The organism is Labrenzia sp. OB1, assembly GCF_001624695.1.
GTDB lineage: Bacteria > Pseudomonadota > Alphaproteobacteria > Rhizobiales > Stappiaceae > Roseibium.
The window spans coordinates 191,834-207,430 of the sequence record NZ_JSEP01000003.1 but is presented as its reverse complement, the minus strand read 5'-3'; the positions used below and the strand labels follow the sequence as shown (position 1 = coordinate 207,430).

Genomic DNA, 15,597 nt, shown 5'->3' with positions numbered 1-15,597 from the left:
CGTTTTTTATGCCGGTTGTTCTGAACTGCCGGGTCTTTCCTTCACCAGCAGCAGCAGCGTGAGTCCGACTGCGAAAAACACCAGAATGACCGACATTCCGGCTGGCTGGCTGGCGGTGAGCGCGGTGACCACACCGACGGCGAGCGGGGCGAGAAAGCTGGTGACCTTGCCGGAAAGGGCCAGAAGGCCGAAATACTGTGTCATGTGTTCATGAGGAGCGAGACGGACCAGCAGGCTGCGGCAGCAGGCCTGCAAGGGGCCGGATACGGCGCCGATCGCCGCACCGAGACCGATGAAGACCTGTTCCGGCAGGGACGCGAGCAGGGCGCCTTCCGGCGCGGCTTTCGTCGTGATGACGAAAAACACCGTGGTCCTGTCGATGGAGATCATGCCGAGGCCGCAGATCATCAGCACGATTAGCGAAAACACGATGACCGGACGGGCTCCGAACCGGTCGTCCATGGGTCCGCCCAGCATAAGTCCAAGCACTCCGGTGATTGTGAGAATGATGCCGAATGTGCCGATTTCGATCGATCCCCAGCCAAGCTGACCCGCAGCGTAGATGCCGCCAAAGGCAAACAGTGCGACCAGGCCGTCCTTGAAAATCATGTTGGCAAGCAGGAACACGAAAATATTCCGGTTGGACCGGGCACGGGAGAGGTTGTCCGCAAGATCGCTCAGCCCCTTGCGAATGGCCGGCCCCAGTCTGGCCTTGTGTGGCATGTCGGGCACAAACAGGAACATCGGCAATACGAAAACGAGATACCAGAGCGCGGAGAACGGCCCGACGACACGGTCGCCCTCCCGGGTTGCCGGATCAAGACCCAGAACGGGCTTGAACCCAAGGAGCGTCTTGCCGGTTTCGGGGCTGGCGGCGAAAAAGCCGAGCGCTATCACCAGAGTCACGAGCCCACTCGCATAGCCCATGGCCCAGCCGAAGCTCGACAGGCGCCCGATCCGGGCAGCCGGCACGAGAGAGGGCATCATGGCGTTGTTGAAGACCGTTGCGATCTCGACGCAAAGCGTTCCGATGGCAAAGGCCGTCAGTGCGATGGCAACCGCGTGCGGGTTGCCGGGAGCGGCATACCAGATGGCCCAGCAGCAGATGAGAAAGGGAACGGAAAAAACAAGGATCCAGCGTTTGCGGCGGCCGCTGGCGTCGGCGACGGAGCCGAGCACTGGCGCCAGAAGCGCAATGCACAGTCCGGCAGCAGCGGTCGCATATCCCCACAGGGATTGTCCTTGCGCCGGGGTCGCGGCCAGTGTCGATGCAAAATAGGGCGCGAAGACAAATGTCGTGATCAGCGTGAAGAAAGGCTGCCCCGCCCAGTCGAAAAGCGCCCAGGAAAGAATGGCGCGCCGGTCGGTTTTCTCGGGAAACATATCCGGAACGACTGTCATGTGATGCTCATCTCAGGGGTTGGGCCTTAATATCTGCCGGAAATCACCAGACTTTCCTCGTCGTTATGCCCGAAGCGACAGGTCGATGAAAAGGCCGGCAGCGGAACTGCCGGCCTTTTCAAGCCCTATCATGTTTTGCGCATTCAGGCGTGCGTGTAGATTTCCGACAACAGGCTGGCCGCGACGGAGAACTTGGAGACGCTCAAGCCGCCATCGAGCATCTCGGTGACCGCACGCTGGCGGCGGCCGACCTCGACCTCATGTCTTTCGAGCCAGATGGCAAAGCCGCCGCATTTCACTGCTTCGATTGCAAGCGAGCGGTGTGCGGAGACCAGGGTGGCCCGTGCCCTGTCGAGGGCGAGACCGTCGTAGTAATCGTGGACATTGAGGTCGTTGGCGAGCTCGTGCATTGCGCCGATGCGGAAATGGTGGCCGATCTCGAAATAGGCCGTGGCGGCGGTATTGAGATCGGCGTCGGTTTCCTCCGAGACGATGACGATATCGGGAATGGTTCGTTCCGCGGGCAGCCAGGCAATACGTTTCGCAAGGGTGTCCGGAACGCCCTGGGCGACGTATTCCGCAGCCGTGTTGTTGAGGAATGCAGCCTGTTCCTCCGGAAGCAGGCTTTCCAGTCGGTCTCTGAGGGCGGTGATGCCGGAGCCGAAGCGGTCGACAACGGCGGACAGACCCTTTTCGAAGGAGACATTGCGCTTGAACCAGACAACCCTTTCCAGAAGCAGTGTCTGCACTTCCAGATAGAGCTCGAGCTGAAGTGCACCGTCGATCCGGGTATCGAGTGCGTCGATCTCGGAATTGAGATTGGTGAGGTCGTAGCTGTTGCGCACGGCGACGAAGCTCTGGGCGATATCCGTCGGCGTTGCCCCGGTCTGGTCCATCAGACGGGTCAGGAACGTCGCCCCGCCCCGGTTGATCATCGAGTTCGCCAGCATGGTCGCGATGATTTCGCGGCGCAGCCGATGACCGTTGATCTCTTCGTGGTATTTGCTCGCCATCTGATCCGGGAAATAGCGGAACAGTTCCCGGGCCAGATAATCGTCATCGGGAACCGAGCTTTCCAGCAAGGCGTCGTAGAATGTGAGCTTCGCATAAGCCAGCAGAACGCCGAGCTCGGCGCGGGTCAGCAACTGGCCGGCCTTGCGCATCGCGGCGAGTGTTGCCTCATCCGGCAATTGTTCCACCGCCCGGTCGAGAAGTCCCGCCTGTTCCAGTTGGCGCATCATGCGGACCTGGTAGCCGAAATCCTCCGAGCCGCGAAGCTGGGTCATGGAGACCGCCAGCGTCTGGAGGTAGTTGTTTCTCAGAACCAGATCAGCGACTTCGTCGGTCATTTTCGCGAGCAGCTGGTTGCGCTGCTTGAGATTCAGCTTGCCTGATTTGACCGCGGCACCAAGGGCGATCTTGATGTTGACCTCCATGTCCGAGGAATTCACCCCGGCGGAATTGTCGATCGCATCGGAGTTACAACGGCCGCCCTTCTTGTTGAACTCGATGCGGGCGAGTTGGGTGAGGCCGAGATTCGCCCCCTCGCCGATGACCTTCGCGCCGACCTCGGGGGCTGTGATGCGAATCGGGTCATTGGCCCGGTCGCCGGCCTCGGCATCGGTCTGGCCCGTTGCGCGGATATAGGTGCCGATCCCGCCGAACCAGAGCAGATCCACTTCCATCTTCAAGATAGCGGTCATGACTTCCTGCGGCGTGGCGCTGGACTTCGAAAGGTTCAAGAGCGCCTTGATTTCCGGCGTCAGCGGAATGGACTTTAGCTGCCTTGAGAAAATACCGCCGCCTTTGGACAAAAGGCCGGTGTCATAGTCGTTCCAGGAGGACCGTCCCATATCGAAGATGCGCTTGCGCTCTTTCCAGGTCGTGGCCGGGTCCGGATCCGGATCGATGAAGATGTCCCGGTGATCGAAAGCGGCAACGAGCCGGGTGGTCTTCGACAGCAGCATGCCGTTGCCGAAAACGTCTCCCGACATGTCGCCGACACCCGCGGCCGTGAAGGGTTCGCTCTGGATGTCCCGGTTCATTTCCCGGAAGTGGCGCTTGACCGCTTCCCAGGCGCCGCGCGCCGTGATGCCCATCTTTTTGTGGTCATAGCCGGCGGAGCCGCCTGAGGCGAAGGCGTCGCCCAGCCAGAAGTTGCGGCTTTCGGAAATGCCGTTGGCCGTATCGGAGAACGTGGCCGTGCCCTTGTCCGCGGCGACGACGAGATAGGGATCGTCACCGTCGAAGCGTTGCACCCGCTCCGGAGGCAGAACCGTGTCCTCGTCCAGATTGTCGGTCACGTCCAGAAGCGCGTTAATGAAAATCTTGTAGCTCTCGGTGCCTTCCTTGAACCAGGCGTCCCGATCGGTCATGGGCGGCAGCATTTTGGGAACAAAGCCCCCCTTTGCGCCCACCGGGACGATGACGGCGTTCTTGACCTGCTGAGCCTTGACGAGACCGAGCACCTCCGTGCGGAAATCCTGTGGACGGTCGGACCAGCGCAGGCCGCCGCGCGCAACTTTGCCGAACCGCAGGTGAACGCCTTCGATACGCGGGCTGTAGACGGAAATCTCACGGAACGGCCGTGGTTGCGGCAGGTCGTCGATCTGGCGGCTGTCTATCTTGAAGGCAAAGGTCCTTTTGGGCTGACCGTCGTCTTCGAGCTGATAGAAATTCGTCCGCAGGATCGATTCGATGGTGTTCTGGAAGCGCCGCAGAATGCGGTCGTCATCGAGGCTAGAGACGTCTTCCAGATCGGCGTTGAGCTCGCCCTGCAGGCGCACCGTGCCAAGATCGCGATCCTTTTCGGTCACATCCGGGTTGAAGCGAAGGTGGAACATCTCCACCAGCTTGGCGGCGATGGCCGGATAGTTGTTGAGGGTCGACCACATGTAATCTTCGGAGAACGGAATGCCGGTCTGACGCAGATATTTCGACAGGGCCCGGACCACGGCGACATCCCGCCAGGCGAGGTCCGCCGTCAGGACGAGGCGGTTATAGCCGTCATCCTCCGCGCTGCCGTTCCACACAGCCAGGAACATGGCTTCCAGCCGCGCCTGAAGCTGGTCGGAAAAGTCGAAATCCTCTCCGGCGCGGGTTTCAAGCGTCATCTCGTGAAGATAGGAGAGCGGCGCATCCGCGGGGGTGACCCGGTAGGTGCGTTCGTTGATCACCCTGAAACCCATATTCTCCAGAAGCGGGACGCGGGCGGACAGGGGAATGGGCGAGCCGCGGTGATAGACCTTCAAGGCCAGCCGGTTTTCTTTTGTTCCGGAGGGCCGGTGGAAGGTAATGGTTGTCTCGGTGCTCTCGGACAACGTTTCAAGCTTGACGATATCGAACAGCGCGTTCTGCGCGTTGTAGACTTCCTTGTAGCCGCCGTGGAAGGAGAGGGCATAGCGGTCGGCGAGCTTGCGCGCCTGCGGCGGTGCAAACTGGGTCTTGAGCGCGTCGCGGACGCTGTCGGACCAGGTGCGAACCATTTCAGCGACCGCGGCTTCGAGGTCCTCCTGGTCCGGCGTGGGCGTTTCTCCCCTGTCGCGGCCGACGATGTAGTGGACCCGCGCCAGCGGACCTTCCAGGTAGGTTACATACCAGGCGGAGACGCGGCCCTCATAGACGGAGGCGAGATAGGTGCCGACATTCAGGCGCACCTCCGTCGTATAGCGATCCCGCGGTATGAAGACGAGGATGGAGACGTAGCGGTCGAATTTGTCCGGCCGCGAGAGCACGCGGATGCGCGGACGCTCGTCCAGTTGCAGGATGGAAATGGAGAACTCGAACAGGCGGTCGCGGTCGATCTGGAAAAGTTCGTCGCGCGGATAGGCTTCCAGGACGTTTCTGAGGGCCCGCCCGGAGTGGCTTTCCGAATCGTAACCGGCGCGCGCCAGCACACTTGCCACCTTGCGACGCAGGAACGGAATGGTGCTGGTCGGTTCGGTATACGCGGTCGAGGCGAACAGGCCGACGATGCGCAACTCGCCCATCATGTTGCCGTCATCGTCGTAGAGCTTGGCGCCTACGTAATCCATGTGAACCCGGCGGTGCACATTGCTCTTCACATTCGCCTTGGCGATGATGAGCGGCTCCGGTTTCTTCAGGAATTCTCGGATTTCCGGCGTGATCTGGACGAACTCGCTGCCCCGGCGCAGCACCCGGACATCCGGGTCCGCCAGAAGCCCGAGCCCCGTTCCCTCATGCGGGGACAACTCTCCTTCTTCCACACCGCCCTCGAACTTGTATTCGCGCATGCCGAGGAAAATGAAGTTGTCGTTCTCCATCCACTCCAGAAAATGGATGGCCTCCCACAATTCGTCGCTGCTGCCGGGGATCTGTGTGGTCTTGTATGTATCGATCGCCTCTCCGAGGCGTTCCTGCATCGGCTTGAAGTCGGTGACCACGGCGCGGACGCTGCTGAGGACGCCGTCCATGCGGGCTTTCAGCTCTTCGCGTGTCTTGTCGGAATCAATGCGCGTTACGTGAATATGGATCAGGCTTTCCTGACGGTCCTTGCGCTTCGGCGGTTTCTTGCGGCCGACCGCCGAAGAAAGCTTGCCGTTGTCCTCGCGCTCGACAATGAAGATCGGATGCAGAACCAGATGAACCTCGAGCTTGCTTTCCTGCAGCTCGTCCATCACCGATTCGACCAGAAACGGCATGTTGTCGTTGACGATCTCGATAACCGTCAGGTTGCCGGCCTTGCCACCTTTCGCATTGAAGGAGGGGTCTGAGATGGAGACCCGGTGCGTGCCCAGTTCGTGATTCTGGAAGTCCTGCCATGCATGGCGTGCAAAGCCGGTCAGTTCCTCGGGGCTGTAGGTGACAAGATCTTCCGCCGCACCCCGGTCATAAAAGGCCCGGGCGAATTCGGCGAGGTCGGAGTTTTCCTTACTCAGGCCTGCTTGGACCGCGTCGATGAGCTTGAGTTTCTCGACGTCGTGTTTGTCCGGCATAATCATCCCCCTAGACGATCTTATGGTTGGCTCAGTCGCATGGTAGTCTTGTTTATTACGGCGACATTGAATCTTTCATAACGGGAGTAACAAATTGACAGGTAAAGTCACGGCCCTGCAAATCAAGCCCGGTGAGGCTCTCAGCGAAAAGACGCAGGCATATTTCGATCTTTGCCAGGAAAAGCTGGGAATGGTGCCCAATGTGCTCAAGGCTTATTCCTTTGACGAAACGAAACTGCGCGCTTTCACCGACATGTACAACGAGCTCATGCTGGCGGAGTCAGGGCTGACAAAGCTTGAGCGTGAAATGATTGCCGTTACGGTATCTTCCGTCAATCACTGTTTTTATTGCCTAGCCGCGCACGGGGCGGCGGTTCGGGAGCTTTCGGGCGATCCTATTCTGGGTGAAATGATGGTGATGAACTACCGTGCTGCGGACCTGAGCAGCCGCCAGCGTGCGATGCTCGACTTCGCCGTCAAACTGACGCAAACGCCCGCGGAGATCGTCGAAGCCGACCGCCAGTTGCTCCGGGATGCGGGGTTCGGCGACCGGGACATCTGGGATATCTCCTCGGTGGCGGCGTTTTTCAACATGACCAACCGGGTGGCGGCCGCCTCGGACATGCGGCCGAATGATGAGTATCATTCAAGGGCCCGTTGAGCTCACGGCACATCCGCAAGCGGTGACAAACCCGGGAATTGGGTGTATGACGCATCAACTTTGTAACGAGGAGAGGAGCGGGCGATGGTTGCGCGCGTATTCATAGATGGTGAAGCCGGAACGACGGGTCTGCAGATCCGCGAACGCCTTGCCATGCGCCGCGACCTGGAGCTGATCTCCATTCCGGAGGAAAGCCGGAAGGATCCGGCCGCCCGGGCGGAGTATCTCAACACCGCCGATGTCGCCATTCTCTGCCTCCCGGATGCCGCGGCAAAGGAAAGCGTCGCGCTGATCGAAAACGATACCACGCGGGTGATCGATGCCTCCAGCGCCCACCGGGTCGCCGAAGGCTGGACCTACGGGTTCGCGGAAATGGATGCGGATCAGGGCGATATCATCGCCGCCGCAATGCGGGTCGCAAACCCGGGCTGCTGGCCGCAGGGTCTGATCGCGGCGGCCCGTCCGCTTGTCGCCGCCGATTTGATTCCGGCCGACTTTCCGCTCACCTATCACGGCATTTCCGGTTATTCCGGTGGTGGCAAGACCATGATCGCCGATTACGAGCTTCGCGGCGCGGGTGCCAGCGCATTTGCACCTTACGGGCTTACTTTCAATCACAAGCATCTGCCGGAAATGGGTGAATATGCGCTGCTGGACGCCGCGCCGCTGTTCGCTCCGTCGGTCGGCAACTACTACAAGGGCATGCTCACGGTTCTGCCGCTGAATCTGGCCGGACTGGACAAGGTGCCGACGGGCGAACAGATCCACGATGCTCTGGCCGATCATTTTGCCGGCCCCGACGGCTTTGTCGATGTCGCTCCGCTGGAAGCTATGGACCGGGCCGAATTTCTCGACCCGCAGGCGCTCAACGACACCAACCGTCTGCGCCTGCATGTGTTCGCCAATGACGCACGGGCCCAGGCTGCGATCCTTGCGGTCTATGACAACCTGGGCAAGGGGGCGTCCGGGGCGGCTGTCCAGAACCTCAATCTGATGCTCGGCGTTGACCAGGCCACGAGCCTGGCCGCCTGAGGCTATCTTCGCCTTCCGGCCTTTCAGGAGAAACATAATGGAAAAATTCGAGACCCTGACCGGTGTCGCGGCTCCCATGCCGATCGTCAACATTGACACGGACATGATAATTCCGAAGCAGTTCTTGAAGACAATCAAGCGCACGGGTCTTGGAACCGCGCTGTTTCACGAAATGCGCACCAATGACGACGGGTCGGAAAACCCGGGCTTCGTGCTCAACAAGCCGGCCTACCGCGATGCCCGAATCCTGATCGCCGGCGACAACTTCGGCTGCGGCTCGTCGCGCGAACATGCACCCTGGGCGCTTCTTGATTTCGGCATCCGTTGCGTGATCTCGACGTCTTTCGCCGATATTTTCTACAACAACTGCTTCAAGAACGGAATTCTGCCGATCCAGGTGTCCGAGGACGAGCTGGACACGCTGATGACCGCCTCGGAACGCGGCGCCAATTTCACGTTGACCATCGATCTGGAAAACCAGAAGATCCAGGGCTTGGAAAGCGGCGACATCGCCTTCGATCTCGACCAGTTCCGCAAGCACTGCCTGATGAACGGTCTCGACGACATCGGTCTGACAATGGCCAAGGCGGAGCAGATCGAGACCTACGAAGGCAAGCTGGACGAAAACCGTCCCTGGGTGTGATCCGGACAGCCCTGGATCGGAGCGGCTGTTCGCCTTTCTTCACACAGGCTTGAAAAGCTGTGCAGTGAAAGATGCGGACCGGCGGATTATACCAACTTCAGCGAACAGGTTCTTTTTTATTGAAGTTGGTATTAGATCCGGAACATGGCATCGGCTACCGAGATATCCTTCATGCTTCGGCATTATGCGCCCTGGACCGACAGACGGGGAAATCTCTCCGGTCTTCGGCTGGGCGTGTTTCTTGGTTTGCTGCTCCCGGCCGCCTGGATCTTTTTCGATCTGGCGTTCGGGCCTGTCTATCCGGAACCTTACGAACTGGCGCTGCATGAGAGCGGCACATGGGCTGTACGTTTCCTGCTGCTGACACTCGCAGTCACGCCGCTCAGGCGGATTTTCCATTGGAACAAGGTCGTCGGTCTCCGGCGCATGGTCGGCGTCTCGGTCCTTGCCTATGCGCTTCTGCATCTGGGGCTATACGCCGCCTCGGAACACTGGAACCTGTCCAAGGTCGTTTCGGAGATCTTTATCAGGGTCTATCTGCTCGTCGGGTTTAGCGCCCTCGCCGGACTTGCGCTTCTGGGAGCGACATCCTTCGACAGCGCTGTCCGCCGGCTGGGCCGCAACTGGAACAGACTTCACCTGCTGGTATATCCGATTGCGCTGCTTGCCCTCTTTCATTTCTTCCTGCAGTCGAAATCCGATGTCGGTCAGGCAACGCTGATGGCCGGGATCTTCGCGCTGTTGATGATGTACCGGCTGGCGGTCAGGACGGGTTTTCCGCTGTCGAACTTTCTCGTGCTGGCCGCCTGCGCCTTGCTCGGCGCGGCAGCAACGGCAGCCATTGAATATGCGTGGTATGCGCTTGCGACCGGCATTCCCGCCGACAGGGTGTTCCAGGCGAATTTCAACGTCGCCGGCAGCATTCGCCCGGCTGTCTGGGTCGGAATCTCGGGACTTGCGGTCAGTGCGGCGGCGCTCCTGCAGTCCGTCAGTAAACTTGCTGGCAACAGATTGCGTCTGAAAAAGGCGTGAGGTTGTTAATTACGACTGTGTTTCGTCGTTGCGACGGCGCCGTTCGGCGTTGACCTGTTCCAGTTCCGCCATCTTCTCACCAATCGGGCGAAGAGCAGCAACGGTCTGCCGGTAGCGGGCGGCATGGACGTCGAGCAGACGCTGGGCGAGTTCGGGGTACTCCTGGATCATGCGTTTGAAAAGCGCCCGGCGAATGCGGATGATGCGCACCAGGCCAACAGCCTCGGCGCGGCAGGGGCGCTTGTTTTCGGCAAGCAGCGCGGTTTCGCCCAGAAGGGTTCCCTCGCCGACGCGGTTGACTTCGTAAAACCCGTCCTTGCCCCGTTTTTGCAGGCTGACGGTGCCGCTGGTGATCACCAGCCCGCCATCGGCCCGCTCGTCCTCCTCGAACAAACGCTGTCCGTTACCGTAATCCATGCTTTCGGCACTGAAGGCGAGCAGGCGGAGCTGATCGTCAGCGAAGTCCGAAAGCATCGGGATTTGTTTGAGAATCGCTATGTCTTGGGCAAGGCTCATGCCCCAGATTTACGATGATTATCTGTTACGGCACAAGCTTATATCCACCGGCTTCTGTCACCAGGAGCTCGGCATTGGACGGATCGCGTTCGATTTTCTGCCTGAGACGGTAAATGTGGGTTTCCAGCGTATGGGTGGTGACGCCGGAATTATACCCCCAGACCTCATGCAAGAGCACATCCCGTGTCACGGGCTTTTCTCCGGCGCGATACAGGAACTTGAGGATCGAGGTTTCCTTTTCCGTCAGACGCACCTTGGAGCCGGCATCGTCTTGCATGATCTTCGCCGCCGGACGAAACGAATAGCGGCCGATGGCGAATGTGGCGTCCTCGCTCTGCTCATGTTGGCGAAGATGGGCCCGGACCCTGGCGAGCAACACCGCGAATTTGAACGGCTTGGTGACATAGTCGTTGGCCCCCGCCTCCAGGCCGAGGATCGTGTCGCTGTCGCCGTCGTGGCCGGTCAACATGATGATCGGAGACTTGAAGCCGTTCTTGCGCAACAATTTGACCGCCTCACGGCCATCGATATCCGGCAGGCCGACATCCATCAGCAGCAGGTCGATATGCTCGTCCTTCGCCAGGGCAATGCCCGAGCTTGCCGAATCCGCCTGAATGGTTTCGAACTCGTCGTAGAGGGAAAGCTGTTCAACCAGCGCCTCGCGCAGTTCGGTATCGTCGTCGACAATCAAGATTGTGCGGGCGGTCATCGTCGCTGTCCTCGCCAAATGCTAAATACTGATCACGTCGATTTGTGTGAATGACACAAGCGTGTTCCTGCCTCTATGTGCGCGGGAAATACTCGCCATACAAGCATTGCTTCGTCAATTCTTCTTCACGCGGGGTTTAGGACCGGTTTATCAATGGTTTCCACGGTGAGCGGCAAATGCGACGGGACAAAGATGAGGAAACAGCAAAAATCGGCGGATTGCCTTGAAGTCCGGGCTTTGACGCGCGACCGCAGCAAGGGAATTCTGCGCCTTGGAGGGATCACGGTTCCGTGTGCCCTGGGCCGATCCGGGGTGCTGACCCGCAAAAAGGAAGGCGACGGGGGAACCCCGGCCGGCCGTTTCGGTCTGCTTCACGTCTATTATCGGCCGGACAGGCAACTGCCTCCGGCGACGCGTCTGCCGGTCGAACCGCTCACGCCCCGCTCGGGCTGGTGTGACGATCCCGGACATGGCCGCTATAACCGCCCGGTCGACCTGCCTTTTGCAGCCAGTCACGAGAAAATGTGGCGTGAGGACAGGCTCTACGACATCGTCGTGGTGCTGGATTGCAATATGGGTCCTGCGGTGAAGGGAAAAGGCAGCGCCATCTTCTTTCATATCGCACGGGAGGACTACCGGTCGACGGAGGGCTGCGTCGCCGTCGCGGCGAACCATATGCGGTTGATCCTTTCCAGGATCGCACCGGACGCAGTAATGTTGATTCACGCCTGAAAACCCTGTCGCGCAACAATATTATTCCGAAATCTGTGGCCGGTAGATCGTGAAGGAGCCGCTGACACGAATGGCCGTCCGGTTGCCGCCTTCTTCGATATCCGCCGTTCTGACGTTAAAGCGGTTGCGCTGGACGTTGAAACTGTCGTTGACATTGCTTTCCAGAAACGTGGCGAGACCATTGGCGTCGATACTTTCCAGAATCGCGGTGTGACGCGGGGCGCCCCGGGCCTGACTGCTCTCGTTCCAGCTGCCGTCGGAGCTGTCGGTCCTGACGGTCACTCGAAAATTGGAGAACTGGAAAACGTCGCCTGGCCGGGCGCTGGAAAGTTGGTCCACGACGCGTCCCCAGCGATAGGTCGCCGAGGGCTTGTGGAACCCGAGACTGCGAAAACCGTTGTTGACCAGCGTCCAGCACTGGCCATTTCCTTCCACCTGTCCCATTCGTTGAATCGCGAAAGCGATCAAACGACCTGCCTGCTGTTCGGTAACGTCGGGCATCTGCATCATCCTTGTTGTGTCTGGTTGGTGCCAGCGCTTGACGAGTCTGCTGAAGTTGTGGGCCGGAAGCTGTAACCGGCATCACATTTGCGCGGGTTTGCCTTGCCGCGTCGCGTCTTTTGCATTGGGTGTTGTCACCAGGGTCTGTTATTCACAAGGCAGATCGGTCAGACGAAATGGAAAAGACATGCGCTGGAAGGGACGCCGCGGCAGCAGTAACATTGATGACAGGCGTGGCCCGGGCCGGCGCATGCGCATACCCTCCGGCCGCCGGGCGCGCGCCGGTGGTGGACTGGGCCTGACCGGCATTGTCGTGGTCGCCGGGATAGCCTGGTTCCTGGGAATCAATCCATTGACGCTGCTCGAGCAACTGGACGGCGGCGGTTTCGATACAACGCAGAGCCAGACTCAGGCACCACGCTCGGCAGCGGATGACGAGACGGCGCAATTCGTCTCGGTTGTCCTTGCCGATACGGAAAATACCTGGGGGCAACTGCTTGATCGGCACGGAGCCGATTATCCGGAGCCGACGCTGGTGCTGTTTTCCGGCTCGGTGTCTTCCGCCTGCGGCTACGCCAGCTCGGCCACTGGCCCCTTCTATTGCGGCGCGGACAGCAAGCTCTACATCGATCTGTCCTTTTATCAGGAACTTGCCTCGCAGCTGAATGCCCCGGGCGATTTCGCCCAGGCCTATGTTCTGGCGCATGAGGTCGGTCATCATATCCAGAACGTGCTCGGCATTCTGCCGGAGTTCCACAAGGCGAAGCGGACCATGAGCAAGGAGGACGGCAACGCTCTGTCCGTGCGTGTCGAGCTGCAGGCGGACTGTTTTGCCGGGATCTGGGCGCATTACGCCGCCCGCCAGCAAGGGTTCGTCGAGGAAGGCGATATTGACGAGGCGCTGAACGCCGCAAGCCGGATCGGCGACGACACGCTGCAACGGCAGTCGCAGGGGTATGTCGTGCCGGAAACCTTCAACCACGGCACATCTGCGCAGCGCGCCAGATGGTTCAAGAAGGGCTTTCAGTCCGGCCGCATCGAGGCCTGTGACACTTTCAGGGCGGAGAGCCTCTGATCTTCGCTGGAGCTCCCGCGTCACATGGTGCGATGCGGCCCGGCAGTCCGGAATTCGAACCACTGGTAATTTCCGGTGTTTTCCGCCATATAAGGGCGATTGACCGCCAATGAGCGGGCTCGCTATCCAACAAACCCAGGAACGAAGTGCACCCGGTATGGCGTCGGACACCAGACCCTTTTTGAAAATGAACGGCCTCGGCAACGATTTCGTGGTCTGGGACGCGCGCGAAAAGCCGCTGCCTCTCGACAGGGAAGCGATCGCCGGATTGGGCGACCGGAACAGCGGAATCGGCTTCGACCAGATGATCACCGTGGAACGCTCGTCTCTCGGGGTCGATGCGTTCATGCGTATCCACAACCGGGATGGTGGAGAAGTGTCCGCCTGCGGCAACGCCACGCGCTGCATCGGCCGTCTCCTGATGGCGGAAACCGGCAAGGATGTGGTGACGATCGAAACAAGTGCCGGGCTTCTACATGTCTTCGATGCTGCCGGGGTGCACAACGTCACGGTGGACATGGGTGTGCCGCGCCTTGAGTGGGACCAGATTCCGCTGGCTGAGGAGTTCGCCGACACGCGCGCGATCGAACTGCAGATCGGTCCGATCGACGAGCCGATCCTTCATACGCCCGCCGTTGCCAATATGGGAAATCCCCATGCGATCTTCTGGGTGGACGACGTGGAGGCCTATGACCTTGAACGGGCAGGGCCGCTGCTGGAACATCATCCGATCTTTCCCGAAGGGGCCAATATCTCGCTTGCGCATGTCTTCGGCGAGGATGAGATCCGCGTCAAAGTGTGGGAGCGGGGCGTCGGGCTGACACTTGCCTGCGGCACGGCGGCCTGTGCCGTCGGGGTTGCCGCAACGCGCGACGGCAAGACGGACCGCAAGAGCACGATCCATCTTCCAGGCGGACCGCTGCTGATCGAATGGCGCGAGGCAGACGGCCACGTCCTGATGACCGGTCCGACGGAAGTTGAATTCGAGGGCGAGGTTGACCTCGAAACACTGTCCTGGCGCAGGACCGCCGGGGGCGATGTGACACCGGAAGCCGCCGGAGCCGCGTCATGAGCATCGATGTGGTTACATTCGGCTGCCGGCTCAATTCCTACGAGTCGGAAGTCATGAAGCGCGAGGCAGAGGCGGCTGGTCTCAAGGACGCGATCCTCATCAACACCTGCGCGGTCACCAGCGAAGCCGTGCGTCAGGCGCGTCAGGCTGTGCGCAGGGCACGGCGCGACAATCCGCAGGCCAGGGTGATCGTGACAGGCTGCGCCGCCCAGACCGAGGCCGATACTTTCTCTTCGATGGAGGAAGTCGACCTGGTGCTCGGCAACACGGAGAAGCTGGAGCGCAAGTCCTATCAGGACGTTGCCGCCTTCGGCATCTCGGAAACCGAGAAGGTGCGTGTCAACGACATCATGAGCGTCGAGGAGACGGCGGGCCATCTGATCGACGGACTGGCAGGGCGTGCCCGTGCCTTTGTTCAGGTGCAGAACGGCTGCGATCACCGCTGCACCTTCTGCATCATTCCCTACGGCCGCGGAAACTCCCGTTCGGTGCCGATGGGTGTGGTGATCGACCAGATCTCGCGGCTCGTCGCCAACGGCTACAATGAAATCGTTCTGACCGGCGTCGATATCACCTCTTACGGCGCGGATTTGCCAGGGACACCGAAGCTGGGCACATTGAGTGCCAAGATCCTGAAAATGGTGCCGCAGTTGAAAAGGCTGCGGCTTTCCTCCATCGATTCCATCGAGGCGGATGACGATCTGATGCGGGTGATTGCGGAAGACGAGCGCCTTATGCCGCATTTCCATCTGTCACTGCAGGCGGGTGACGACATGATCCTGAAGCGGATGAAACGGCGGCATCTGCGCGCCGATACCATCCGTTTCTGCGAGGATGTGCGCCGCATGCGGCCGGATGTGGTTTTCGGAGCCGATATCATTGCCGGGTTCCCGACAGAAACCGAGGAAATGTTCGAGAATTCCCTGAAGATCGTCGATGAGTGCGGTCTGACGCATCTGCATGTGTTTCCGTTCTCTCCGCGTCCGGGAACACCGGCCGCCCGCATGCCGCAACTTGACCGTTCCATCGTCAAGGAACGTGGCGCGCGTCTAAGGGCCAAGGGCGAGGACGCGCTCGGCAGGCATCTGGCGGCCGAGGTCGGCAAGATCCGTCCGGTGCTGATCGAAAAGGAAGGCCTCGGCCGCACGGAGCAGTTCACCCAGGTGGAACTGAGTGCTGGACAGGCCGGAGAGATTGTCGAAACCAGGATTATCGGCCATACCGGACGCCATCTTTTGGGCGAAGCCCTTTCCAAAGCCGCCTGAGCG

The 15,597-nt window shown here is 60.2% G+C and carries 13 protein-coding genes; 8 read left to right on the top strand and 5 right to left on the bottom strand.

All coding sequences use genetic code 11. From position 1 onward, the window contains the following. Window positions 1-6: 6 nt before the first annotated feature. Both OA90_RS05440 and OA90_RS05435 read right to left on the bottom strand, forming a co-directional pair. Window positions 7-1,401 carry an MFS transporter gene (locus OA90_RS05440; RefSeq protein ID WP_068408299.1) on the bottom strand — a complete coding sequence of 465 codons (1,395 nt, stop codon included), beginning with the start codon at window positions 1,399-1,401 and terminating at the stop codon, window positions 7-9. Window positions 1,402-1,544: 143 nt separating this feature from the next. Continuing rightward, window positions 1,545-6,356, bottom strand: coding sequence for an NAD-glutamate dehydrogenase (locus OA90_RS05435; RefSeq protein WP_068408750.1), 4,812 nt, complete (start codon window positions 6,354-6,356; stop codon window positions 1,545-1,547). A gap of 94 nt (window positions 6,357-6,450) precedes the next feature. On the opposite strand from OA90_RS05435, the gene OA90_RS05430 reads away from it, so the two are divergent. The 4 genes from OA90_RS05430 (at window position 6,451) to OA90_RS05415 (ending at window position 9,724) form a co-directional block, all read left to right on the top strand. Beyond that, window positions 6,451-7,017, top strand: a complete 567-nt coding sequence (locus tag OA90_RS05430) for a peroxidase-related enzyme (RefSeq protein ID WP_068408297.1) — start codon at window positions 6,451-6,453, stop codon at window positions 7,015-7,017. 84 nt (window positions 7,018-7,101) lie between these two features. Beyond that, the gene (argC, locus tag OA90_RS05425; protein ID WP_068408296.1) at window positions 7,102-8,049 is read left to right on the top strand and encodes an N-acetyl-gamma-glutamyl-phosphate reductase; all 948 of its coding nucleotides are present in this window, start codon (window positions 7,102-7,104) and stop codon (window positions 8,047-8,049) included. 37 nt (window positions 8,050-8,086) lie between these two features. Then, window positions 8,087-8,692 (top strand): 3-isopropylmalate dehydratase small subunit, encoded by a 606-nt coding sequence (gene leuD / locus OA90_RS05420; RefSeq protein WP_068408294.1) that lies wholly within the window; start codon window positions 8,087-8,089, stop codon window positions 8,690-8,692. Between the two features lie 144 nt (window positions 8,693-8,836). Beyond that, window positions 8,837-9,724, top strand: coding sequence for a protein-methionine-sulfoxide reductase heme-binding subunit MsrQ (locus OA90_RS05415; protein ID WP_068408291.1), 888 nt, complete (start codon window positions 8,837-8,839; stop codon window positions 9,722-9,724). Between the two features lie 9 nt (window positions 9,725-9,733). Here the strand turns inward: OA90_RS05415 and OA90_RS05410 are convergent, their stop codons facing one another. Continuing rightward, on the bottom strand, window positions 9,734-10,240 hold the full coding sequence (locus tag OA90_RS05410) for a cyclic nucleotide-binding domain-containing protein (RefSeq protein ID WP_068408289.1): 507 nt from the start codon (window positions 10,238-10,240) through the stop codon (window positions 9,734-9,736). Window positions 10,241-10,265: 25 nt separating this feature from the next. Continuing rightward, window positions 10,266-10,949: a response regulator transcription factor gene (locus OA90_RS05405; protein ID WP_068408287.1), complete on the bottom strand. Its 684-nt coding sequence runs from the start codon at window positions 10,947-10,949 to the stop codon at window positions 10,266-10,268. Window positions 10,950-11,141: 192 nt separating this feature from the next. Here OA90_RS05405 and OA90_RS05400 point away from each other — a divergent pair, with 192 nt between their 5' ends. After that, window positions 11,142-11,681: a L,D-transpeptidase family protein gene (locus OA90_RS05400; protein WP_068408285.1), complete on the top strand. Its 540-nt coding sequence runs from the start codon at window positions 11,142-11,144 to the stop codon at window positions 11,679-11,681. A gap of 21 nt (window positions 11,682-11,702) precedes the next feature. On the opposite strand, the gene OA90_RS05395 is transcribed toward OA90_RS05400, so the two are convergent. Then, a complete protein-coding gene (locus OA90_RS05395; RefSeq protein ID WP_156510396.1) occupies window positions 11,703-12,182 on the bottom strand; it encodes a hypothetical protein in 480 nt (159 codons plus the stop codon). A 187-nt stretch (window positions 12,183-12,369) separates the two neighbouring features. Between OA90_RS05395 and OA90_RS05390 the strand changes: the two genes are divergently transcribed. The 3 genes from OA90_RS05390 (at window position 12,370) to mtaB (ending at window position 15,594) form a co-directional block, all read left to right on the top strand. Beyond that, the gene (locus tag OA90_RS05390) at window positions 12,370-13,257 is read left to right on the top strand and encodes a neutral zinc metallopeptidase (RefSeq protein WP_068408281.1); all 888 of its coding nucleotides are present in this window, start codon (window positions 12,370-12,372) and stop codon (window positions 13,255-13,257) included. A 157-nt stretch (window positions 13,258-13,414) separates the two neighbouring features. Beyond that, window positions 13,415-14,329 (top strand): diaminopimelate epimerase, encoded by a 915-nt coding sequence (gene dapF / locus OA90_RS05385; protein ID WP_068408279.1) that lies wholly within the window; start codon window positions 13,415-13,417, stop codon window positions 14,327-14,329. Next, window positions 14,326-15,594 (top strand): tRNA (N(6)-L-threonylcarbamoyladenosine(37)-C(2))-methylthiotransferase MtaB, encoded by a 1,269-nt coding sequence (gene mtaB, locus OA90_RS05380; RefSeq protein WP_068408277.1) that lies wholly within the window; start codon window positions 14,326-14,328, stop codon window positions 15,592-15,594. The genes dapF and mtaB overlap by 4 nt, the downstream gene beginning before the upstream one ends. The last annotated feature ends 3 nt before the right edge of the window (window positions 15,595-15,597 follow it).